General features: G+C 54.6%; 21 protein-coding genes. 10 read left to right on the top strand and 11 right to left on the bottom strand.

Going from position 1 to position 21323, the window contains the following annotated elements; translation table 11 throughout:
• Positions 1–1225 (bottom strand): DEAD/DEAH box helicase (locus TH5_RS20370; protein ID WP_147250138.1); only part of this gene is annotated, 1225 nt, incomplete at its 3' end.
• Positions 1226–1601: 376 nt separating this feature from the next.
• On the opposite strand from TH5_RS20370, the gene TH5_RS20365 reads away from it, so the two are divergent.
• A complete protein-coding gene (locus TH5_RS20365) occupies positions 1602–3272 on the top strand; it encodes a methyl-accepting chemotaxis protein (protein ID WP_114123407.1) in 1671 nt (556 codons plus the stop codon).
• 107 nt (positions 3273–3379) lie between these two features.
• Here TH5_RS20365 and TH5_RS20360 read toward each other — a convergent pair whose 3' ends face one another.
• Complete coding sequence (locus TH5_RS20360) at positions 3380–4240, bottom strand: prephenate dehydratase (RefSeq protein WP_114123406.1); 861 nt, start codon at positions 4238–4240, stop codon at positions 3380–3382.
• A gap of 81 nt (positions 4241–4321) precedes the next feature.
• Positions 4322–5062: a 3-deoxy-manno-octulosonate cytidylyltransferase gene (locus TH5_RS20355; RefSeq protein WP_114123405.1), complete on the bottom strand. Its 741-nt coding sequence runs from the start codon at positions 5060–5062 to the stop codon at positions 4322–4324.
• Positions 5063–5400: 338 nt separating this feature from the next.
• Between TH5_RS20355 and TH5_RS20345 the strand changes: the two genes are divergently transcribed.
• The 3 genes from TH5_RS20345 to TH5_RS20335 all read left to right on the top strand — a co-directional run bounded on the left by TH5_RS20345 (position 5401) and on the right by TH5_RS20335 (position 8309).
• Positions 5401–6096, top strand: coding sequence for a c-type cytochrome (locus tag TH5_RS20345; RefSeq protein ID WP_114123403.1), 696 nt, complete (start codon positions 5401–5403; stop codon positions 6094–6096).
• Positions 6097–6201: 105 nt separating this feature from the next.
• Positions 6202–6987 (top strand): histidinol-phosphatase, encoded by a 786-nt coding sequence (gene hisN / locus TH5_RS20340; RefSeq protein ID WP_114123402.1) that lies wholly within the window; start codon positions 6202–6204, stop codon positions 6985–6987.
• Between the two features lie 95 nt (positions 6988–7082).
• Positions 7083–8309, top strand: coding sequence for a cation:proton antiporter (locus TH5_RS20335; RefSeq protein ID WP_114123401.1), 1227 nt, complete (start codon positions 7083–7085; stop codon positions 8307–8309).
• Between the two features lie 177 nt (positions 8310–8486).
• Here TH5_RS20335 and TH5_RS20330 read toward each other — a convergent pair whose 3' ends face one another.
• The 5 genes from TH5_RS20330 to TH5_RS20310 all read right to left on the bottom strand — a co-directional run bounded on the left by TH5_RS20330 (position 8487) and on the right by TH5_RS20310 (position 13434).
• Complete coding sequence (locus TH5_RS20330; protein ID WP_114123400.1) at positions 8487–9152, bottom strand: LysE family translocator; 666 nt, start codon at positions 9150–9152, stop codon at positions 8487–8489.
• Positions 9152–9652, bottom strand: coding sequence for a DinB family protein (locus TH5_RS20325; protein ID WP_114123399.1), 501 nt, complete (start codon positions 9650–9652; stop codon positions 9152–9154). Before TH5_RS20325 ends, TH5_RS20330 begins: the two co-directional genes overlap by 1 nt.
• A 26-nt stretch (positions 9653–9678) precedes the next feature.
• Positions 9679–10662 (bottom strand): DMT family transporter, encoded by a 984-nt coding sequence (locus tag TH5_RS20320; protein WP_114123398.1) that lies wholly within the window; start codon positions 10660–10662, stop codon positions 9679–9681.
• A 113-nt stretch (positions 10663–10775) separates the two neighbouring features.
• Positions 10776–12734, bottom strand: a complete 1959-nt coding sequence (locus TH5_RS20315; protein WP_114123397.1) for a potassium/proton antiporter — start codon at positions 12732–12734, stop codon at positions 10776–10778.
• 235 nt (positions 12735–12969) lie between these two features.
• Positions 12970–13434, bottom strand: coding sequence for an Lrp/AsnC family transcriptional regulator (locus TH5_RS20310; RefSeq protein WP_062951068.1), 465 nt, complete (start codon positions 13432–13434; stop codon positions 12970–12972).
• Between the two features lie 151 nt (positions 13435–13585).
• On the opposite strand from TH5_RS20310, the gene TH5_RS20305 reads away from it, so the two are divergent.
• From TH5_RS20305 to TH5_RS20290, 4 genes are all read left to right on the top strand, one after another.
• On the top strand, positions 13586–14611 hold the full coding sequence (locus tag TH5_RS20305) for a DMT family transporter (RefSeq protein WP_114123396.1): 1026 nt from the start codon (positions 13586–13588) through the stop codon (positions 14609–14611).
• Complete coding sequence (locus TH5_RS20300; RefSeq protein ID WP_114123395.1) at positions 14604–15554, top strand: DMT family transporter; 951 nt, start codon at positions 14604–14606, stop codon at positions 15552–15554. The genes TH5_RS20305 and TH5_RS20300 overlap by 8 nt, the downstream gene beginning before the upstream one ends.
• 27 nt (positions 15555–15581) lie before the next feature.
• Positions 15582–16535 (top strand): DMT family transporter, encoded by a 954-nt coding sequence (locus TH5_RS20295; RefSeq protein WP_244204988.1) that lies wholly within the window; start codon positions 15582–15584, stop codon positions 16533–16535.
• 96 nt (positions 16536–16631) lie between these two features.
• Entirely contained in the window at positions 16632–17393 is a 762-nt protein-coding gene (locus TH5_RS20290; RefSeq protein ID WP_114123394.1) for an SDR family NAD(P)-dependent oxidoreductase, read from the top strand.
• A 74-nt stretch (positions 17394–17467) separates the two neighbouring features.
• Here the strand turns inward: TH5_RS20290 and TH5_RS20285 are convergent, their stop codons facing one another.
• Genes TH5_RS20285 through TH5_RS20275 form a run of 3 tightly spaced genes read right to left on the bottom strand, consistent with a single transcriptional unit; the run spans position 17468 to position 19135 of the window.
• Positions 17468–17758: a 4a-hydroxytetrahydrobiopterin dehydratase gene (locus TH5_RS20285; RefSeq protein WP_114123411.1), complete on the bottom strand. Its 291-nt coding sequence runs from the start codon at positions 17756–17758 to the stop codon at positions 17468–17470.
• 42 nt (positions 17759–17800) lie between these two features.
• Positions 17801–18442, bottom strand: coding sequence for a uracil-DNA glycosylase family protein (locus TH5_RS20280; protein ID WP_114123393.1), 642 nt, complete (start codon positions 18440–18442; stop codon positions 17801–17803).
• A 27-nt stretch (positions 18443–18469) separates the two neighbouring features.
• Positions 18470–19135 (bottom strand): glutathione S-transferase family protein, encoded by a 666-nt coding sequence (locus TH5_RS20275; protein WP_114123392.1) that lies wholly within the window; start codon positions 19133–19135, stop codon positions 18470–18472.
• Positions 19136–19472: 337 nt separating this feature from the next.
• Here TH5_RS20275 and TH5_RS20265 point away from each other — a divergent pair, with 337 nt between their 5' ends.
• On the top strand, positions 19473–20873 hold the full coding sequence (locus tag TH5_RS20265) for a leucyl aminopeptidase family protein (RefSeq protein WP_114123410.1): 1401 nt from the start codon (positions 19473–19475) through the stop codon (positions 20871–20873).
• Between the two features lie 94 nt (positions 20874–20967).
• Positions 20968–21315: a MarR family winged helix-turn-helix transcriptional regulator gene (locus tag TH5_RS20260; RefSeq protein ID WP_007088785.1), complete on the top strand. Its 348-nt coding sequence runs from the start codon at positions 20968–20970 to the stop codon at positions 21313–21315.
• Positions 21316–21323 lie beyond the last annotated feature (8 nt).

Below are 21323 nucleotides of genomic sequence, written 5' to 3'. Positions count from 1 at the left end.
CACGACCGCCATCACGGCCGCCGCCAAATCCGCCACGACCACCACGACCGCCATCGCGACCGCCGCCACCAGACGAACGGGCTGGCGGAGCCGAATGGAACTCATGATCTTCGTCGATCTCAACCTGCTGGCCGATCACGCGTTCGATGTTACGCAGATGACGAACGTCACGCGGCTCGCAGAACGAAATCGCGACACCTTCGGCACTGCCACGGCCGGTACGGCCAATACGGTGCACATAGTTTTCCGGATCGGTCGGCAGGTCATAGTTGATGACATGCGTGATGCCCGGAACGTCAATACCGCGTGCGGCAACGTCTGTCGCAATAAGGACCGGGAACTGGCCATTGCGGAAGTTCCGAAGAATTTTCTGGCGAATACGCTGCTGCTTGTCACCATGGATGGCGTCGGTATCGACGCCTTCATCGCGCAGCTGGAACGAAAGTTCGTCCGCATCGGCTTTGGTTTTGGTGAAAACCAGAACGCGTTCGCTTTCCTGACGTTTCAGCAGCTGAACCAGAAGCGAGGTCTTGTCGTGACGTTTCACGAACATGCCACGCTGGGTAACACGTTCGGTCACGCTGGACTGCGGTGCGGTTTCAACTTTAACAGGATTGTTCAGCAGACGGTCGGTAAGATGTTTGACAGCCGGCGGCATGGTTGCCGAGAACATCACCGTCTGATGATCACGCGGCAGCACTTCGGCAACGGTCAGAACATCTTCCGAGAAGCCCATATCAAGCATACGGTCGGCTTCGTCGAGAATGAAGACTTCGATGTCGTCAAAACGAATGGTATTGCGTGACATGTGGTCAAGCAGACGACCCGGGGTCGCAACCAGAATGTCAACGCCACGGCGCAGTTCCTGAATCTGCGGGCCCATCGGCGAGCCACCGTAAACAACAGAAGAGAACAGGCGAATGCCTTTTTTGAAATCGCGCAGGCACTGACCGATCTGGTTTACCAGTTCACGCGTCGGCGCAAGAATAAGCGCGCGCGGCTGGCCCGGTGCCGGGCGTTTCGGGTTTTCGGCAAGACGCTGCAACAGCGGAAGGCAGAATGCAGCGGTTTTACCACCGCCCGTCTGGGAAATCCCCATCAGGTCACGACCCTCAAGCAAAGCCGGAATGGTTTTTGCCTGAATCTCGGTCGGTGCGGCGAAACCAGAAGCTTCAACGTTGCGCAGCAGGGGCTCGATAAGGTTGAGCCCTTCAAAATTAGTCATAAAGGAAAGTCCTTCAAAATCCGGTCGGCGCCATGTTCGCGCCATGATGTGCCTGCTCGACAGCAATAGCGACCGGTGCACGGCGATCAAGCCGCTGCTTCGGACCCTGCATGAGAGGCATATGATGAGGCCATGACGTCATCACGTCATCGCCGCCCTCGCCTTTTCACACAGTTCCTGACAGCTCAATCTGCCCTACAAGCGAAGGAATGAAGCGGGTGATACAGGCCCCTCGAAACAAAGTCAATCAATCCCTGCGCCGGGCAGCCATGCAAAAACGCATTTATCGTTCCCATATGTAACGCTGAATTAATCAATCTGGATCAGATTTACGTGCATTATCGGTCGCTTACATCACGCATAAGGGGATAGGGATATGCGGTTTCGGGTTGTTACGGGGATTTTCTCAATCCCGGCCATGTGTCTGCTGACACTGCTCGCGATTATCGCAACAGTCGCACTGAATTACCAAAACAGCCTGCGTAACGGGAAGTTCGAACAGATCGAACACCTTACCGAAGGAGCGGTGACGATCGTTGATTCCTATATTGCCAAGGTCAAAGCGGGCGATATGGATGAAAACGCAGCCAAGGCAGAAGTGCTTTCACTGCTCAATGCGTATCGCTTTGATGGGGAGAACTACATATACGCCACCGATTATAACCATTGCATGGTTCTTGATCCTCTTAGCCCCGAAGATGTCGGCAAGTGCAACCCCGATAGCAAAGTGCGCCAGATGATCGTTAACATGGCCAAGGCAGGTGGTGGCGTAATAACCTATGAAACCAAAAAACCCGGCATGGGCGACAAACTGGTCGAGAAGGCCGCATATGTTCGTCCGATTCCGGGCTGGAACTGGGCACTGGGTGCAGGCGTCTATATGGATGACGTCGCTGCGGAATTTCAGTCTGTAATGCAGCGCATCGCGATCATCTCGGTGATTGCTATCGTTATTGCGGGTGTTTTGTCCTGGTTCGTCGGAACCCGCATCACCAAAAGCATCGTCGGGCTGAACCGCTCCATCGCGACAATTGCCGAAGGCAATTATCAGGCGCCGGTTGATACCGAATCCAACTTTACCGAGATCGGTGATATGGCATCCGGTGTTCTTGCCCTGCGCGACAAGTCCGCACAGGCCCAGCAGCTTGAAAAAGATGCGGCCCTCCAGAAACAAAAAGCCGAAGAAGAACGTCGTACCAATATCCGCAACATCGCCAAAAAACTTGAGAGTGAAGTTGGCGGTATCGCCGGTGCCGTTGATCAGTCGGTTAAACGCAGTGGCGATCTTGCAATCAGCATGTCGCACAACGCCGAAGGCATTCTGGATCAAAGCCAGCAGGTCGCATCTGCCGCCGGTTCAGTGTCACAGAATGTCGATGCTGTTGCCGCCGCGACCGAGGAACTTTCCTCCTCGATCACGGAAATCAACGTCCAGATTTCCCAGATGTCCAACACAGTCGAACGCGCAACTCACGAAAGCCAAAGTGCATCCAATGATGTTGGCGGCCTGTCTGATGCAGTCGACAAGATCAAGGAAATCGTCAGCTTGATCAATGACATCGCAGGTCAGACCAACCTTCTGGCGCTGAACGCAACCATCGAGGCCGCCCGTGCTGGCGATGCCGGCAAAGGCTTTGCCGTTGTCGCAAGCGAGGTCAAGAACCTTGCCACCCAGACCGGTCGCGCAACCGAGGAAATCGCAGCCCAAATCAACGGTATCGTCGAAGGCACCGAACGCGCCGTTACCGGCATTTCGCGTGTGTCAGAAACCATCGATCAGGTTCGATCTGCCTCGACCGCCATTGCAGCCGCAATTGAGGAACAGGGTGCTGCGACGCAGGAAATTGCCGGCAATGCCAACCGCAGTGCCGAAGGCGTGAAACAGATTTCCTACAGCGTCGATCAGACCATGAAGAATGCGCAAAGCACGACAACCCACGCAGGCGATCTGCGCAATGCGTCTGAAGAACTCTCTTCACGTTCTTCGGAACTGACCCAGATCATTCAACGCTTCTCGAGCGATCTGGTCAAACAGGCCGAAAATTGATCACTGCTGAAAACAGCCTCGGATATAAATAACAAAACGGGCCATTTCTTTTGAAATGGCCCGTTTTTCTTGTCTCATGACTGATCGCAAGAAGGTTCTAACCCGACCTATTCCGCCGGAAGATCATTTTCCCGACGGAAGGAATGGGACGGATAAACACCCAGAATACGAACCTCGTGCGAGAAGAACTGAAGTTCCTCCAACGCATGGCGCAGACCAAGCTGCTCGGGATGGGCTTCGACCTCGGCAAAGAACTGGGTCGCGGTGAAATGCCCTTCGACCATATAGCTTTCAAGTTTGGTCATGTTGATACCGTTGGTCGCAAAACCGCCAAGCGCCTTGTAAAGAGCCGCTGCAACGTTGCGGACGCGGAAGACGAAGCTTGTCACCACCGGCGTACCATCATTGGCGATATCAAGCGGCTCGCGCGCCAGAATGATGAATCGGGTCGTATTATGCGCCGCATCCTCGACCTCGGTGCGGAGCACATCAAGGCCGTAAATCTCGGCGGCAAGTACCGGAGCAATCGCCGCGATGCTTTTATCGCCCAGATCGGCAACTTCCTTTGCACAGCCTGCGGTATCCGGCCCCACAACGGTATTCACACCAAGTTCCTGGCGGATCTTTCGGCATTGGCCCAACGCGTGAACGTGGCTGCGGATTTCCTTGATGTCTGAAATCTTGGCACCCGGCACTGCGACCAGCGCGTGGTTGATACGCAGAAATGTCTCACCAATTATATGCACACCGGAATCGGGCAGAATGTGATGAACATCGGCCACGCGACCAGCCAGAGTGTTATCAATCGGGATCACCGCCAGATCAACATCGCCGTCGCGCAATGCACCAAATGCACCCTCAAACGTCCGGCAAGGTACAGTCGTCGCACCCGGAAAGGCACGCCGAGCTGCCTGATCGGAGTAGGCACCATGCATTCCTTGAAAAGCGATACGTTGTTGGGCAGTCATCTGGTTGTTTCCTGATATCTAATATGATTCCCGTGTCGTATCCCGCGGCTCTCCCGCAAGACAAAACATAGAAAAGCCTAATTATGCACCCAGCACAAGTCGTGCGCGTTCAAGGTCTTCGGGAGTATCAACGCCAAGTGGCACACCGTTCACAAGGGCAACTGCGATCACCATACCGTTTTCCAGCGCACGCAACTGTTCAAGCTTTTCACGCATTTCAAGTTCGGCTGGCGGAAGACTGACAAACCGGTCAAGTGCATCCCGACGATAGGTATAAAGACCGATATGATGGTAAAGCGGCCCGTCGCCATGCGGGGCCGTCGCGCGCGTGAAGTAAAGCGCACGCGCTACCCGACCGGCACCAAAGGCGGCAACCGCCTTCACTACATTGGGATTGGTCCGTTCTTCTTCGCGCGTGATTACAGCCGCCAGAGTTGCGATATCAACATTCGGATCGGCAAGCGGCTCGAACACCGCCCGAATATCTGCCGCATCAATTGTCGGCAGGTCTCCCTGGACATTGACCACGGCATCATATTTTCCATCCGGATCAAAGTTTTGCAGTGCCTGATGCACGCGGTCCGATCCGCTGGGCAGATCGGGATCGGTCAAAACAGCAATCCCGCCAGCCGCCGTAACAGCATCGACGATTTCCTGTTCGGCACAGGCCACAATAACCGGACCGATTCCGGCCTCGGTGGCCCGGCGCCAGACATGAACAATCATCGGCTCACCGTGAATATCGGCCAACGGCTTGTTGGGCAGACGTGTCGATGCCATGCGGGCAGGGATAACAACAACAGGATTGCGCGGCGTAGTCATCTTAGGCCTCCGGATTGGCTTGATCCTGCTTTGATCTCGCGCAAAGCGCGTGTCTGATGACCTGTGCAAGAAACAATGGCTTGATTCGGCGGGACAATAGCCGGTTTTGGGGATTCTGCGAAAGACGGAATTGAATATGACGAAGGTCTATCTCGTCTGTTTTCGCCTTTGTGTTTAAGAAAGGTTGATGCAAATCTCTGAAACGTATAGTTTTCCCTCCGACCGGTCTGACCTGCTGTCGCATGCGCGTTCTTGTGATCTTTAAGAGCGTTTTGGGGGCGCATGGGTCAGCTGTTAAAAAAGAAACCTGAGAGTGATTAGGCTGTAGGGATCCCGTCATGAAAACGATGGAAATCAACAAGATCGTCGCCGGTGTTATCTGTGCTGTGCTTTTGGTCATAGTTGTTGGCAAGGTCGGAAGTGCCCTTGTGCACCCCGATGAACTGGAATCGCCCGTTTATCCGTTCTCCGAAGATCTGATGGCCGGTGCCGACGCACCTGCTGCCGCACCGGCAGAACCTGCAGGGCCGGAGCCGATTCTGGCAATGCTTGCTTCGGCTGACCTTGCCGAGGGCGAAAAAGTCTTCAAAAAATGCGCATCATGCCATGACGTAGAAAAAGGCGGCCCGAACAAAACCGGCCCGAACCTTTATGGCATTGTCGGCAATAATTTCGCCCACAAGGGTGATTTCGCCTATTCCGATGGCATGGCCAACCATGGCGGAACTTGGGGCTGGGAAGAGCTGAACCACTTCCTTTACAAGCCGCGCGATTACGTCGAAGGCACGAAAATGAGCTTCGGAGGCCTGAAAAAGCCTGAAGACCGAGCCGCGGTTATCGCATGGCTGAACAGCAAGTCGGACAATCCCCTGTCTTATCCTGATCCGGCAGAGGCCGCCTCAGGTGAAAGCACCGACGCTGCAGCAGATGCACCAGCCGAGGCAGCAGAATCCACCGACACACCAGCTGAAGAAGCACCTGCCGCTGACGCACCGGCAGAGCCCGCAGCAGAAGGTGAAGCCCCGGCCCAATAAAAGGCTGGAAAATTCACCGGATAATCGATTGATTTTTTGCAGGGGACAGGTAACTGTCCCCTGTTTTCGTTTGCGGCCAAACATTTCAAACAGGGATGCGTTTCAATGGAAAATCTCGACCACTTTCTGGAGATCGCGCACAAACTGGCCGATTCCGCCCGTCCGGTCATCCACCAGTATTACCGCACCCCTGTGGCAGTTGACGTCAAGGCTGATGCAAGCCCGGTGACCATTGCCGACCGCGAAGTTGAAACCGCGATGCGTGCAATTCTGTCAGAAGAACTTCCTGATCACGGAATTCTTGGCGAGGAACATGGCCGTCATAATGTCGATGCCGATTGTGTCTGGGTTCTGGATCCGATTGATGGCACCAAGTCGTTCATCGCGGGCAAGCCAAGCTTCGCGACCCTGATTTCACTGTGCCATAAAGGTGTTCCGGTACTTGGCATCATTGATCAGGCAATCACGGATGAACGATGGGTCGGGGTTATGGGTCGTCCCAGCACGATGAATAGCAACGAAATCAATGCCCGTGAATGCGAAACGCTTGATACCGCCACCTTCTTTACCACTGCCCCGGAACTTTTTCGAACCGATGCCTCGGCACGCGCTTACAAGGCAGTCTCGGAGAAATGCCGTCAGCCGATGTATGGCGTTGATGCCTATGCCTATGGTCTGGTAGCACTTGGCTTTGCCGATACCGTTGTTGAATGCGGTTTACAGGCATATGATTTTTGCGCCCTTGTCCCCGTTGTCGAAGGTGCGGGTGGTGTTATGACCGATTGGCAGGGTAAGCCACTTACGATTTTCAGTGATGGTGCCGTCGTCGCGAGTGGCGACGCACGATGCCATCAGAACGTTCTTTCCACCATCAGGGCAGCAACAGCCTGATCTCTGCTCCCGCCCTTCGCTTACTGCCTTTGCTGTTTGGTATTTGCCGTGAATTGCGGCAATATATCCAATGAACCAATCAGTTAGGCTGTATCATGTTCGAATGGGTCATCATCCTGTTTCTGGGATCAGGGCTGCTTTACGGCTTGCAATCACGCAGGTTGCAGCGGCGCAATATATCCTCGCCGATGATGATGGTTCTGACCGGCGCGTTGATTGCATTGCCATTAGGCATATGGCACGAACCACCTTTGGCACCGTTTGCTGATCGCATTCATTTCGCCACCGGATTTTCGGAAATGACGCTGGCGATCATTCTGTTTCTTGATGCTGCCGTCCTTGACTACCGCAAGGAAAGACCAGCCATCCGGCTTGCCAACCGGTTGCTGCTGGTAGGATTGCCACTGACCATTGGCGTAACATGGGCTTTTATCATTGGGTTGCATCCTTCCATCGGGGTTCTTCCATCTCTGATACTCGCCCTGATTGTCAGCCCGACAGATGCGGCCTTGGGCCGCCCTGTGATGGAAAACAAATTGGTTCCCGACCCGGTCCGCCAAGGCATCAATATTGAAAGTGGCCTGAACGATGGCCTGGTTCTTCCTGTATTTACGGCTGCTGTATTGCTTGAGGCCGATCTTGTTGGCGAAAGCAGCAACGGCTGGTTCATCGAGGCCGTATTGGAGATTTCAATCGGTGCCGGTGTCGGATTGCTGGCCGGATATGTAATTGGCCAGATCGTCAATCATGCGGTCACCACCAACACCATCATTGACCGTTTCGAACGACTTCTTGGCGTGCTTGCGGCCTTGTTTATCTTTTTCCTGTGCGAAAAACTTGGCGGAAACGGTTTTGTCGCTGCCTTCGCGGGTGGCCTTGCGCTTAACATCTCATCAGAAAAGGTGCGCGAAACCATCGAAAGCTTTGGCGAAGCCGAGTCCGAACTGCTGACCATGCTGACTTTCTTTATTTTTGGTCTGGTAGTCATTCCCGCGGTTTATCAGCTTTGGACTTGGGAAATGCTGATCTTCTCGGTTGTGAGCCTTGCCATTTTGCGCCCGCTTTGTGTCTGGCTATGCATGATCGGCAGTCCATACAGTCTGGCTGAAAAGCTCTATATCGGCTGGTTTGGTCCGCGCGGCATCGCATCGATTATTTACCTGCTGATCATGATCACAATGATTGATCCCGATGGCTATGAACCGCTCATCGCTGCGGCTGTCATGATCGTCACGATCAGCGTCATTGTGCACGGCCTGTCGGCTGCCCCGCTTTCAAATATGCTGGTGGGTCACCTTGCAAAAAAAGGCACCCGGCCCTGAGATATTTCCAGCCGGGCGCAAGTCTTGGTTTACAGTATGAGAGCTCTGGATGGAATGTAAAATCCAGAGGGCCCGGCTGCTACCAATCCGGACCAAGGACCTTCGCTCCTGAATGCGAAAGTCCGGCATCGTCGCCCTTCCCAACCGGTTGGAAACGAAGGATGACGAATTCGATCATCAACGTTCGGTCAGCGCCAGCCGGACACCCAACGCGATAAAAATCCCGCCAAGAGAACGTTGCAGCCAGATACCAAGCAACCCGTTACCCCGAAGGCGGGTGGCGGCAAATCCGATGGTAAGCACCACGACCGTCTCGACACAAAATCCGATCACAATGACCAATGTGCCAAGCACCAGAAACTGGACAGCACCATCCCCCACCGCCGGATCGACAAACTGGGGCAGAAACGCCATAAAGAAAATCGCGACTTTGGGATTTAGGACATCGATCATCGCGCCCTGACGCCACGCCTGAAAGGCTGTAATCGCGCGTACCCGAGACCGTTTTGCGGCAGATATTTCAGATGCCGCATCATTCGGGCCACGCTTGGCAAAACTGTTGCGCAAGGCGCCGATCCCCAGCCATACCAGATACGCGACCCCCACCCATTTCACCACAGAGAATGCCAGTGCCGATGTCGCCAGAATGGCCGAAAGCCCAAGGGCTGCGGCAATCACATGCACAAAGGCACCGGAACAAACGCCAAGACTGGAAAACACCCCGATCTTGCGGCCATGGATAGCGGTCTGTGCAGTGATATAAGCCAGATCCGGCCCGGGCGAGATGTTGAGCAACAGGGCAGCAATCAGAAATGGCGTGTACTGAGTCAGAAGATCCGCCATCACGCATCGACCTCCAGACAATAATAAACCAGATCAATCGCAAGCGGCTTTACCCCTGCCTCGATCAACATGGAATGCAGTTGCCCACGGTGGTGTGTCTGATGATTGAACATATGCGCTAAAATCACCTCGCGCGGCAGGGTATATGCACCTGCCAGCATTGATTGATAGGACAAATCAGTTGCCAGTGTGTCCGTATCAAGTCGCTCGGTAAATGCGATGATTTTGGCATCCTGCGCCTCTCGCGCGGCACGGAATTCGCCAAGACCGGCATGCAGAACGGTATCAAGCGCCAGACGTTCAGGCGCGCCGATCAGACGCCCCAACCACAGACGGTCCGCCACCAAAATATGATTCAGTGTCTTCATGATCGACGGGAAAAAAGCTGCGCGCGGTGCATCAAGATCGCCCGCCCCAAGGCCGGCGCACGCATCCAGAACATGCTGATTTGCCCACGCGTTATAACGGGCCATGCGTTGAAAGTAGGCGACACCGTTCATAACATTTCATCCATCGCTATCTCTCCTCAACCCCCATCGCTTAAGAAGCTCTGTCTGGCCTTTGCTTCGCAGGGTGTCGCCGTCGGGTTGGTACCACCTGTTGCTTCTGCCGTTGTTGTCATCGCAATGACGGCTGGTTTGGGCATCCGCTTGGTCAGGATAACGATATTACCCAGCAACGTCAGGCCGACGCCTAGAACGATGTTGCTGTTCCAGACAAATCCTTCAAACCAGGTCGACAGCAAAAGTGCCACCACCGGAAACATGACGGAGCTATATGCCGCACGATCCGGGCCGATCTTGCCCAACAGCGTTAGATAGGACCCAAACGCCAAAACCGAGCCGAACAGGGAAAGGTAAATCAGCGCCGCAACGAAAGACGGGCTGGTGTCGAAGGTGAAGGGAATACCGGTAGCAAGGATGTATCCGATCAACAGAATTGAGCCATACATCATACCGAAAGCATTCGCCTGAAGGACCGGAATGCCGCGTGCCTGATTACGCGCCGATGCCATATTCCCAAGCGAGGCGATATAGCTGCCCGCAAGCGAAACCAGCAAACCAACGCTGCCGCCTGCCGCCAGATCAAACATCGCCAGATCACGGGCAAACACCAGCGAAATTCCACCAAGCCCGATTGCTGCCCCGATCAATGTCCGGGTTTCCGGTCGTCGCTTGAAAAAGATCGCACCATTAATCATGTTCATGATGACAATGGTCGAAAACACCACGGCCAAAAGACCCGAGGTCAAATGGGCGCTGGCAATGTAAATCAACACATAATTCAATGAAAAAAGGCACACGCCAAGGGCGGCCATAAACACATGATCACGCAGGGAATAACGCATTGGCAAGCCGCGGATCACGCACCACGCCATCAGAATTACTGCCGCCAGAACAAAACGATAGGCAACAGCTAGTTCCGGCCCGACTGAAAGCTGATACTGGATCGCGATCCAGGTGCTTCCCCAGATCAGAACGACAACGCTATATAATCCAAGCGGGCCCATAACGGCACTCCAACGAAATCAATCGTTGGAATTTAGGGCAGTTTGCGCCATTCGCACAAACCAGCAAAACTCATCTATCCATTAGACTAACTAATCAATAGACAGATCCATAATCAGGATTTGTCGTGCTGTCCCGTTTCTGCGCGCATCGGCTCGATATCATCATCGCCACCGTCATTGGCTGCCGCGTCGATACCCGATATGTCCGAGGTCGGCTCTTTAATTTCATCGGAATCAAGGACATCATCACCACGCTGCTTGCGCATTTTCTCACGCAGTCGGCGCCGCTGCCATTCCTTCCATATTGCCAGCAATTCTGTCCGCGAATGGAACATCGGCAGATGCCGTTTCGGCTTGACCGGCTTCTGTTCGACCGCCATGCCAACTTCGACAATTTCGTGTGTGTCATCGATCCGACGAACAATCAGTTCCACCATGCCATAGGCAACCCGATCCCCCGGTTCGATATCTCCCGAAAGATTGCGCTCGAGAATTTCGGCAACGGTTGCCTCTTCGTCCTCTTCCTTGACCGCAAAGCCATACAGACGCCCGACATCGGCGATGCGTGTATCGGGCGGGAAACTGAAATCACCAAACAAGTCGACATCATTCGCCCCTTCGGCAGGCCCCGCGAACAACTGATCAAGCAATTCGACATGGCGGGGCGGGGTGATGATATAGACCTGATCACCGCCTTCAATCCGCCCGGCACTATGCGGGCGTAACGATTTTCCATCCCGCAGGATCAGGCTTGGCCGCGCCCAGCGCGGAATACGATGGCCCGTTGCCACCGCACTTTCGTCATGAACACGATAAACAACGATCTCCTGATTGGCATTGCCCGGCAGTTCAAGGTCAATACGATCAACAGGGCCATGACGCGGCGGGATCATAATGCCAAGCCAGCGCGCCATCAGCCGGATCGTCCACCCCTGCAAAAGCAGTGACGTAATCACAACGATAAAAGCCGTATTGAACAGCAATTGCCCGTATTCGACGCCTTCAACCATCGGCACGATCGCAAGCAGGATCGACACCGCCCCGCGCAAACCGACCCATGAAATAAAGGCGGTATCATTGCGTGAGAAATTAAAGAACATCAGGCAAAGCCATACCGCGACCGGACGCGCAATAAACACCAGCACCAGTGCCAGAATAACACCCGGAATGACCACTTCGCCAAACTGTGACGGCGTTGCCAGCAGCCCCATGGTGACAAACATCGCGATCTGCGCAAGCCACGTCGTGACATGCTGGAACCGGCGGACCCCGACACTCATGCGCATCTGGCTGTTCCCGGCGTAAAGACCGGCGACATAAACCGCCAGAAAGCCGCTGCCGCCAACGATGCTGGTCGCGCCAAAAAGGCTAAGCGCACAGGCAAGCGTGACAATCGGAACAAGGGCGGGTTCAAGATTGACGCGGTTGATCATCTGAACGATGACCATCCCGCCCAGAAGTCCCAAAATACCACCAAGTCCAATTTGCAGAACAAACCGTTCAAGCAATTCCAGTGCAAGATTATCCCCGCCACCCTGCATGATCAGTTCGACCAGCGAAATGGTCAGAAACACCGCCATGGGATCGTTCGAACCGGACTCGACTTCAAGCGTGCTGCGTGTCCGATCACGCAAATTGATCCCGCCAACCCGCAGCAGGAAAAACACCGCCGCCGCATCCGTCGAACTAACAATCGCCCCAAAAAGCAATGCTACCAGCCACGGTACATCCAGCACGAGCCACGTGACCCCGCCAACCACCCCCGTAGTCAGCATGACCCCCACCGTTGCGAGAACAAGCGAGGGTGCTGCTGCAATTTTCAAGGTTCGAAGCTGGGTTTCAAATCCGCTGTCAAACAGGATCATCGCAAGCGCGATAGACCCGATAAAATAGGCCAACGGCGCATTATCGAAATTAATGCCGCCAATCCCGTCCTCTCCAGCCCCAAGTCCGACAAACAGGAACACAAGCAGCAAGGGGGCACCAACCCGGAAACTAATCAGGCTGGTAAAGACAGCAACGACAACCAGAACCGATGCAATCAGGATCACCAGATTCATCGATTCGATCATATTTGCGTCTCCATCCTGTTTGTCATTACCCGTGGGACAGGCCCAAAGACCCGTCAGGTTCCTGTCGCACGCCAGTTACGACGGGAAAGTTTGAAATGCGTTACCGCAACACGCCCGCAACGATGGTTTAAAACGCCCAAAGGCGGCATTCTTGCGGCAAAATTGCCCGACATTTGGTCAAATATCAGGCAACTGGAATTATGTACTCCTACCGCTCAGAGTGTGACACAACCGATCACTTATCTCCATCAAGCGCCGCCGGAACAAAGCCGGTTTCTTTGGCTGTAGACAAGGCAATTTCCGGAATAACCTCGACCACACCGGGGACTTCCTTGATCGTATCAGTCACAAAGCTTTCAAGATGTGCCGTATCGCGCAGTCGTAATTTCAACAGGAAATCAAACCGCCCTGTCATGTGATGGCATTCAAGAACCTCGTCCGCCTTGATCAGCGACTTGACCAGCTTCTTGTTGCCCTTGGCCGGATCGGTCCGTAACCAGACCATTGCGGTAAGAGCGCGACCGATAGCATGTCCATCAACTTCAACGCGGTACGCCTTGATCACCCCCTGCTCGCGCAGTTTACGTACACGGTCATTTACCGCCGAAACAGAAAGGCCGACCTTCGTCCCCAGTGCCGAATAAGACAAAGACGCGTCATCCTGCAAGATGTCGATCAACTTGCGATCAATGGCATCCATAAAACATCCCCCTGAAGAATTTTTATCAATATCAGACGATCTTACACGAAAACTGTGCGCGCATGAAACTTTCGGCCAACCTTTTGGATAAATGGTAGGACTATTTCACCGATCAAGGCTGGATTTTTTATAAAATCGGCCTTATTCGTTGATGATCATGCACCTTTTTCGTGTCTCTCCGGATAATGATGCGCTTCGTGGCGCCCTGTTGATGACCGGTGCTGCAATCCTTTTTGCGGCAATGGCGGTGCTTATCCGGTACATAACGCGCGAAGTTCATCCGTTTGAAGCAGCCTTTTTCCGGAATCTGTTCGGGTTGATACCGATGATTCCGTGGATGTTGCGTGACCGGTTTGTTGGTCTGCGCACGCTTAAACTGAAACTGCATTTCATTCGGGCGGTGATCGGGCTGGCCGGAATGCTGTGTCTGTTCTCGGCCCTCGCAATCGCCCCTGCCGCACAGGTCATCGCGATCAATTTCACCGTCCCGATCCTGACCACCATCCTTGCAGCCCTTATCCTGCGTGAGACCGTCCGGGCGCGCCGTTGGTCCGCCGTGGTTCTTGGTTTTGTTGGCGCCATGATCATCGTGCGCCCGATTGGCCAAACTCTTGAAACCGGCGCAATTCTGGCCCTGTTGGCGACCCTGTTTACCGCCTGTGCCGTGACGACGGTCAAAATGCTTTCACGCAGTGAAAGTGCCAACGCCATCGTGACCTGGATGGGCATGATCATGACGCCCCTGTCTCTGATCCCGGCACTTTTCTATTGGCAGCAACCAACATGGCAGCAACTCGCAATCCTTCTTGCTATCGCCATTCTCGCAACTGCCGGGCAACAGCTTTTTGTGCGTGCCAATCGCACAGCGGACCAATCCTACGTCATGGCGTTTGATTTCCTTCGCCTGCCATTTGTTGCCGCACTTGCCTTCATCATGTTTGGTGAAACGGTTGATTTCTGGACCTGGGCCGGGGCATCGCTGATTATTGGATCAACGCTTTACATCGCGCGGCGCGAAGCTGTTCTTGCAAGGAATGAAAAACGCCGCCGCCGCATGCCGACTACAGCGGCAGCTGACTCACAGGCCATTCCTGTCACCAAGGCCAAAACCATCAATCCGCCGGAAGATACCCCAGAAGACAACACAGGAAACAGAACGGGCCGCGTTGATGCGTAAGTGGTTCAACAGCCTGCCGCCCTATCTTCAGGCGTCGATTTTCGCCGTGATCGCATCACTTATGGCAGCCCTGTTTTCGGTCATTGTACGTATGGCGACCCGCGAGATTGATCCGTTGCAGGCGGTCTTCTTTCGCAACTTCTTCGGGCTTCTTTTTATCGCCCCCATCGCACTCAGATCCGGTTTTGCTCGGCTGAAAACACACCGCATGCCGATGTTTCTGCTGCGTGCGTTCCTATCGATGGGTGCCATGAGCTTCTGGTTTTCAGCCCTTGCCTATATGCCGCTGGCCGAGGCGACGACGCTGAACTTTACCGTACCGCTGTTCGGAACGATCCTGGCTGCAATCTTTCTGGGTGAAACAGTCCGAAAATACCGTATCGCAGCCCTTTTTGCCGGTTTCATTGGTGTCATCATCATCATCCGCCCCGGCAGCGAAACAATGCAACTGGCCAGCCTGCTGCCGATTGCGGCGGCCCTCTGCATGGCAAGTGCCGGATTGACGATCAAGTCGCTGGCCAGAACCGAAAACAGCACCACCATCGTGCTTTACATGATGCTGCTGACCACGCCACTAACGCTGGTGCCCGCCCTTTTCGTCTGGCAAACCCCAAGCCTGCAGGTATTGGGGCTGATGGCGCTGGGTGCCTTTATCGCCAACATCACCCAGATTTGTAATACCAACGCATTTCGTATCTATGATTACAGCTTTGTCGTCGGGTTCAATTATCTGCGCCTGCCGTTTGTCGTCGTCATCGCATTGGTGATGTTTGGCGAAGTCCCGGAAATCTGGCTTCTGCCCGGTGCTGGTCTGATTATCGGATCGGCACTATACATCGCGCGTCGCGAAGCCAAACTTGCCAAAGAAGCCAAGCGGATCAATCGTGGCCCCTCATCCGCGGCAAGTGACCTTGACCCGCCACCTGCGCGCGACAATCACTGATCGACCATTCAAAGGAACAAGGATCTCATGAAAAACTGGTTCAAGAATCAATCCTCCCCGGTTCAGGCCAGTTTTTATGCTCTTTCTGCGGCCATCCTTGCCGCCTGCTTTACCCTGACAATCCGCTTTGCCACGGCTGAAATCCATCCCTATCAGGCGGTATTCCTGCGTTTCCTGTTTGGCCTGATAATGATTGCCCCCATCGTGATGCACCGTGGCCTTGGCGAACTGCGCACGAAACGCCTGCCGCTTCTGGGATTGCGTGGCGTATTGTCGGCGGCCGAAATGTGCCTGTGGTTTATGGCCGTTCTTTATCTGCCACTGGCCGAGGCCACCACGCTGAACTTCACCGTGCCGCTGTTTGGCACCATTCTGGCAGCCCTGATTTTGCGCGAGACTGTGCGCATTCATCGCTGGCTGGCTGTTCTTGTCGGGTTTGTCGGTGTCGGACTGATCATCCAGCCGGGAACCGCTGCCATGCAACCGGCCAGTCTTTTGCCGATTGCCGCAGCCATCTGTATGGCAAGTGCCGGTCTGATCACCAAACGGCTGGTTGCAACCGAAAGTACAACCGCCCTTCTGTTTTATCTGATGCTGATCACAACCCCAGTATCCCTAATTCCGGCCCTGCTTGTCTGGCAAACGCCAAGCTGGCCGGTACTGGGCCTGATGGCGCTTGCCGCACTCATGATGAACGTCATGCAGGTGTGCAATGTCAAAGCCCTGCAGCTGGCTGATTACAGTTTCTTTGTCGGCTTTTCCTATCTGCGTCTGCCAATCATTGCCATTCTGGCCCTGATGCTGTTTGGCGAAATTCCCGATATCTGGATATTGCCGGGCGGGGCACTGATCATCGCAGCAGCAATCTATGTTGCCCTGCGCGAACGGAAAATCGGCAAATCCGTCACACCAACCGTCCCCGATATCGCAGCACAAGACCCGGTTGCCGCAACACCGGAAGGCCGTCATTCCGGCCCCTGATACAACAGAGTCAAATGACCTTGCCCGATAAACAAATAATTTGGTATAGAATTACCTATTATTTTTCACCGGACTGAATACAGGGAATTTGAAGCCATGCAGGTCAAGGGATCCATCGCCATTGTCACCGGGGCTGCGTCGGGTCTCGGGGCTGCAACTGCACGTGTTCTTGCCAGCGCCGGGGCAAAAATCGCAGCCTTTGATTTGAACGAGGCCGGGGCCAAAGCCACAGCAGCCGAACTGGGTGGGATTGGTTACGGTGTTGATGTGTCGAACGCCAAAAGTGTCGAGGACGCGGTTTCGGATGTTATCGAAACACAAGGCATTCCATCCATTCTGGTAAATTGTGCAGGGATCCTGCAAGGCGAACGCATCGTCGGACGCGAAGGCCCGGCTGACCTTGATGCCTTTGCGCGCGTGATCAACGTCAACCTGATCGGAACGTTCAATATGATGCGTGTTGCCGCCACCGCCATGAGCCGCAATGAACCGACCGAAGGCGGTGAACGCGGTGTTATCGTCAATACCGCATCCATCGCCGCCTACGAAGGCCAGATCGGGCAGGCCGCCTATTCGGCATCCAAGGGCGGCGTTGCCGCAATGACCCTTCCGGCAGCACGCGAACTGGCCCGTCATGGCATCCGTGTCGTTTCGATTGCGCCGGGTATGTTTGGCACCCCGATGGTCACTGCCCTGCCTGATGAAATGCAGCAGGCGCTGGCGTCAAACATTCCCTTCCCGAAACGCCTTGGCGATCCGGCAGAATATGGCCGACTGGCCCTGCATATCTGCGAAAACGAAATGATCAACGGCGAAACCATCCGGATCGATGGCGCGGTCAGGCTGGAACCCAAATAAGCCACCGCTGCCACGAAAAACGCCCTGCCAGTCCCACAATGGCAGGGCATTTTCTTTCTGACGCATCACACAGCTTAATGCGATACAACCGTTTCGGCAAAGATCGCCAGATCGATATCCTTTTGCGTCACGCCACCCGCATCATGCGTTGTCAGCGTAACCCCGACCTTGTTGTATACATTGAACCATTCCGGATGGTGGTTCATTTTTTCGGCCTGCATCGCAACTCGCGTCATGAAACCGAATGCCGAATTGAAATCGCCGAACATATAAATCTTGCCGATTGATAACCCGTCTTCTGCCAGATCCCATCCATCCAGCTTGGCAATTGCGACTTCGATGGCGGTTTTGTCCAGTTTGCTCATTGTGACCTCCTGCATTTTTCGTTGCCCTATTGGACCATAAAATCAGTTTGTGCCCAACAACCGATGCACCCTGTCTCGCAAGACCGGCAAAAGGTCGGCTTCGAACCACAGGTTCTTTTTGATCCAGCCGGTATTGCGCCAGCTTGGATGAGGCATCGGCAGTAATCCGTCTGGCAAATATTCGTCAAATCGATGCACCGTTTCCGTCATGCTTTTTGCACGGCGCGGGCCAAGATAACGTTCCTGCGCATATTGCCCGATCAGAAGTGTCAGGCCGATATCAGGCAAATGTCGTAACAATTCATCATGCCATGTCGGGGCACATTCGGGGCGCGGCGGCAAATCGCCGCCACGTTCAAACCGGCCAGGATAACAGAATCCCATCGGCATGATTGCAAGTTTGGCCGGGTCATAGAAATCCTCGACCGTCATTTGCAGCCAGTCGCGCAACCGGTCCCCCGATGCATCGTTCCATGGCAAGCCGGTTTCATGCACCCTCGTCCCCGGGGCCTGCCCGATCACAAGGATTTTCGCACCTGCCGCCATCCGCACAACCGGACGCGGCCCCAGCGGCAACGCACCTTCGCATATCCGGCAGGCCCGGACATTGACCAGAAGATCGTCGAGCGCCGGGTCATCACCCGGCGGATCGATTTCGGGAAGCTCGCCGGTCACTCCGGCCATTGCATGCTCCTGCTTTGTTGCTTCTGCCTATGCGTCGGAAATCTCGCCACCGGCGACCACCCATTCCTCGGCCAAGGCATCACGATACCATTCGACGATCTCGGGAAGGCCAAGGATTGCTTCCATATAAGCATTGCCAACAGGATCAAGCGACACGCCATAAGTTTTGAAACGGGTTACGACCGGTGCAAACATCGCATCGGCAATCGAAAAATGACCGAACAGAAAATCACCGCTCTGCCCGTATTGGGCCCGGCAGGTTTTAAAAATCTCACCAATTCGCGCGATGTCCTTCTCAACGCCCTCTCCCCGACCGCGGCCCGGCAGGCTTTTGCGTAAATTCATCGGCATATTGCTGCGCAATGCGGTAAACCCGCCATGCATTTCCAGTGAAACCGACCGCGCAATCGCGCGCACATCAAGATCAAGCGGCCATAGCATGGCATCTGGCCTGCTATCGGCGAAATATTCCAGAATGCTTAATGCCTCCCAAATGGTTTTGCGGCCATCAAACAGGGACGGAACCTTTTTGCTGGGCGAAAAAATCTCGGCCTTGGCATGCCATTCCTCGGTATAAAGCGGGATCAGCTTTTCCTCGAAATCAATCCCGGCCACGCGCAGACCAAGCCAGGCACGAAGCGACCAGGAAGAATAATTTTTGTTGCCGATATAAAGAACGGGGCGCGTTTCCATTGCGGTATCCTTTATCAAACGGATGATGGTGGCCGACCACTATCGGGGCTTTCAAAATCCGGTTCAAGACCGTTGCATCGCTGATTTTCGTTTGTCGTTTTATCGTACCCGAACGTCTTCTTTTGCATATGGCAATGCCATGTCCCTTCGACGGCCAGAACAGATCATCATCCGCATGATATTTCCGCATACGGGGTTTTCTTTTGGGCGATTGCCGATTGACGGTGGCATCCGTAAGATCGGATTCATAATCTCGCCGTAGGAAACGTTGTCGGCCACCCTGTCCATGGGTCTTCTCCCGGCAACGCCAACATGCCACCACAAGGGAAGTGTCAAATTGTTCGATCACATCATCGCGTCTGAAAAATCGTCCAACCCGATCCGCATTACGGCCGTCGCCGAAGCCGATTTCAAAAACTGGCTCGGCAAACAAACTAATGGTCATCAGGCATGGGTCAAATCTTCCGGCTATGAGGGCAAACGCGGCACCCATCTTGCCCTGCCCGGCGAAGCGGGCGCCTATCAGACCGTTGTGATCAGCTATGTCGATGATGCAAAAACCCAGTGGGATTTTGCGGCACTGCCCGGTGCGTTGCCTGCGGGCGAATATATCCTGACCGATGATGTCACGGAAAATGATGCGGTCTGTGAAAAGGCCGTTCTTGGTCTTTATCTTGGCGGATACCGGTTTGATCGTTACCGCAAGTCGGATGCCAGCACCGCCAAACGGGCCCTTTTTGCCATTCCGGCAAACGAGGCAGCCAAGCGTGCCGAGAATATCGCGCGCGGCATTGGCCTTGCGCGCGACCTGATCAATATCCCGGCCAATGACATGGGGCCCGAGGAACTCGAAGCCGCCGCACGCCGCCTTGGCGAGGAATTCGGCGCAAAGGTCACCAGCATCGTTGGCGAAGATTTGAACAAGCGAAACTTCCCGGCGATCTATACCGTCGGCAAGGGCAGCGACCGCGACCCGCGCCTGATCGATCTGCGCTGGGGCGATGAAAGCGCACCCAAAATCACACTGGTCGGCAAGGGTGTCTGTTTTGATACCGGTGGCTATGACCTGAAACCGTCCAGCAACATGCTACTGATGAAAAAGGATATGGGCGGCTCGGCACAGGTTCTTGGTCTGGCGCGCATGATTATGGCAGCCGGTATTCCGGTTCGTCTGCGCGTTCTGATCCCGGCTGTTGAAAACATGGTATCGGGCAAGGCATACCGGCCAAGCGACATTCTTAAGACCCGCAAGGGCATCACGGTTGAAGTTGGCAATACCGACGCCGAAGGTCGGCTAGTCCTGTCCGATGCGCTGACCGAAGCCGTCGCCGAGAATCCGGAAATGCTTCTGGACTTCGCAACCCTGACCGGGGCGGCACGTGTTGCACTGGGCCTTGGTCTGCCTGCCCTGTTTTCCAATAACGATGATCTTGCCAATGGGCTTCTCGAAAACGGCCTGGCGCTGAACGATCCGATGTGGCGCCTGCCGCTGTGGGATGATTATCGCCCGATGCTTGATAGCAAGGCAGCCGACATGAACAACATTTCCGGATCGCCCTATGGCGGGGCAATCATCGCCGCCCTGTTCCTTGATCGTTTCGCCGAGGGTGCAAAAGCCTGGGCGCATATCGACCTGATGGCGTGGAATCCTTCTTCCCGTCCAGGACGCCCCGAAGGCGGTGAAGCCCAAGGCATTCGGGCTGCTTTCAAGCTGATCGCGGATCGTTACGGAAAGTAAACGTTTAGTTTTTCCCAATTAGACCTTTGACATCTGCGCAGGGGTCAGGTAGACAGATTACGTATTCGTAACAAATTAATTGTTGGGCACAGGCATGTCGATCGAGATCAAACCGTCTCAGGCGCTTGACCTTTGGCGTATCGCGATTGTGGAAAGTGTGCGTCGGGACTCTCCCGACCTATCGGCCCGCCAGATGGCCCTTATGCTAACTGTTTACCTGACTCCGGCCCCGCATACCGTGCGTGGCCTTTCGGACGCACTTAACATTTCCAAACCGGCCATTACACGTGCTCTTGACCGCCTCAGTTCGCTGGGCATGGTCAAGCGCAAGGTTGACGAGGACGACCGTCGCTCGGTCCTGATCCAGCGCACGGTAAAGGGCTCCGTTTTCCTGCGCGAATTCGGCGACATTATCGTCTCTGCTGGCAAGAAAACCGAATAGTTGAGGCT

It is taken from the genome of Thalassospira xianhensis MCCC 1A02616, from assembly GCF_003326475.1.
In the GTDB taxonomy this organism is placed as follows: Bacteria; Pseudomonadota; Alphaproteobacteria; order Rhodospirillales; family Thalassospiraceae; genus Thalassospira; species Thalassospira xianhensis.
The sequence above is the reverse complement of the archived record's forward strand: the minus strand, read 5'-3'. Positions and strand labels throughout refer to the sequence as shown.

Coding starts and splice junctions, on each gene's coding strand:
- TH5_RS20365 (WP_114123407.1), top strand. CDS start 1,602: ATGCGGTTTCGGGTTGTTACGGGGATTTTCTCAATCCCGGCCATGTGT.
- TH5_RS20360 (WP_114123406.1), bottom strand. CDS start 4,240: ATGACTGCCCAACAACGTATCGCTTTTCAAGGAATGCATGGTGCCTAC.
- TH5_RS20355 (WP_114123405.1), bottom strand. CDS start 5,062: ATGACTACGCCGCGCAATCCTGTTGTTGTTATCCCTGCCCGCATGGCA.
- TH5_RS20345 (WP_114123403.1), top strand. CDS start 5,401: ATGAAAACGATGGAAATCAACAAGATCGTCGCCGGTGTTATCTGTGCT.
- hisN (WP_114123402.1), top strand. CDS start 6,202: ATGGAAAATCTCGACCACTTTCTGGAGATCGCGCACAAACTGGCCGAT.
- TH5_RS20335 (WP_114123401.1), top strand. CDS start 7,083: ATGTTCGAATGGGTCATCATCCTGTTTCTGGGATCAGGGCTGCTTTAC.
- TH5_RS20330 (WP_114123400.1), bottom strand. CDS start 9,152: ATGGCGGATCTTCTGACTCAGTACACGCCATTTCTGATTGCTGCCCTG.
- TH5_RS20325 (WP_114123399.1), bottom strand. CDS start 9,652: ATGAACGGTGTCGCCTACTTTCAACGCATGGCCCGTTATAACGCGTGG.
- TH5_RS20320 (WP_114123398.1), bottom strand. CDS start 10,662: ATGGGCCCGCTTGGATTATATAGCGTTGTCGTTCTGATCTGGGGAAGC.
- TH5_RS20315 (WP_114123397.1), bottom strand. CDS start 12,734: ATGATCGAATCGATGAATCTGGTGATCCTGATTGCATCGGTTCTGGTT.
- TH5_RS20310 (WP_062951068.1), bottom strand. CDS start 13,434: ATGGATGCCATTGATCGCAAGTTGATCGACATCTTGCAGGATGACGCG.
- TH5_RS20305 (WP_114123396.1), top strand. CDS start 13,586: ATGATCATGCACCTTTTTCGTGTCTCTCCGGATAATGATGCGCTTCGT.
- TH5_RS20300 (WP_114123395.1), top strand. CDS start 14,604: ATGCGTAAGTGGTTCAACAGCCTGCCGCCCTATCTTCAGGCGTCGATT.
- TH5_RS20295 (WP_244204988.1), top strand. CDS start 15,582: ATGAAAAACTGGTTCAAGAATCAATCCTCCCCGGTTCAGGCCAGTTTT.
- TH5_RS20290 (WP_114123394.1), top strand. CDS start 16,632: ATGCAGGTCAAGGGATCCATCGCCATTGTCACCGGGGCTGCGTCGGGT.
- TH5_RS20285 (WP_114123411.1), bottom strand. CDS start 17,758: ATGAGCAAACTGGACAAAACCGCCATCGAAGTCGCAATTGCCAAGCTG.
- TH5_RS20280 (WP_114123393.1), bottom strand. CDS start 18,442: ATGGCCGGAGTGACCGGCGAGCTTCCCGAAATCGATCCGCCGGGTGAT.
- TH5_RS20275 (WP_114123392.1), bottom strand. CDS start 19,135: ATGGAAACGCGCCCCGTTCTTTATATCGGCAACAAAAATTATTCTTCC.
- TH5_RS20260 (WP_007088785.1), top strand. CDS start 20,968: ATGTCGATCGAGATCAAACCGTCTCAGGCGCTTGACCTTTGGCGTATC.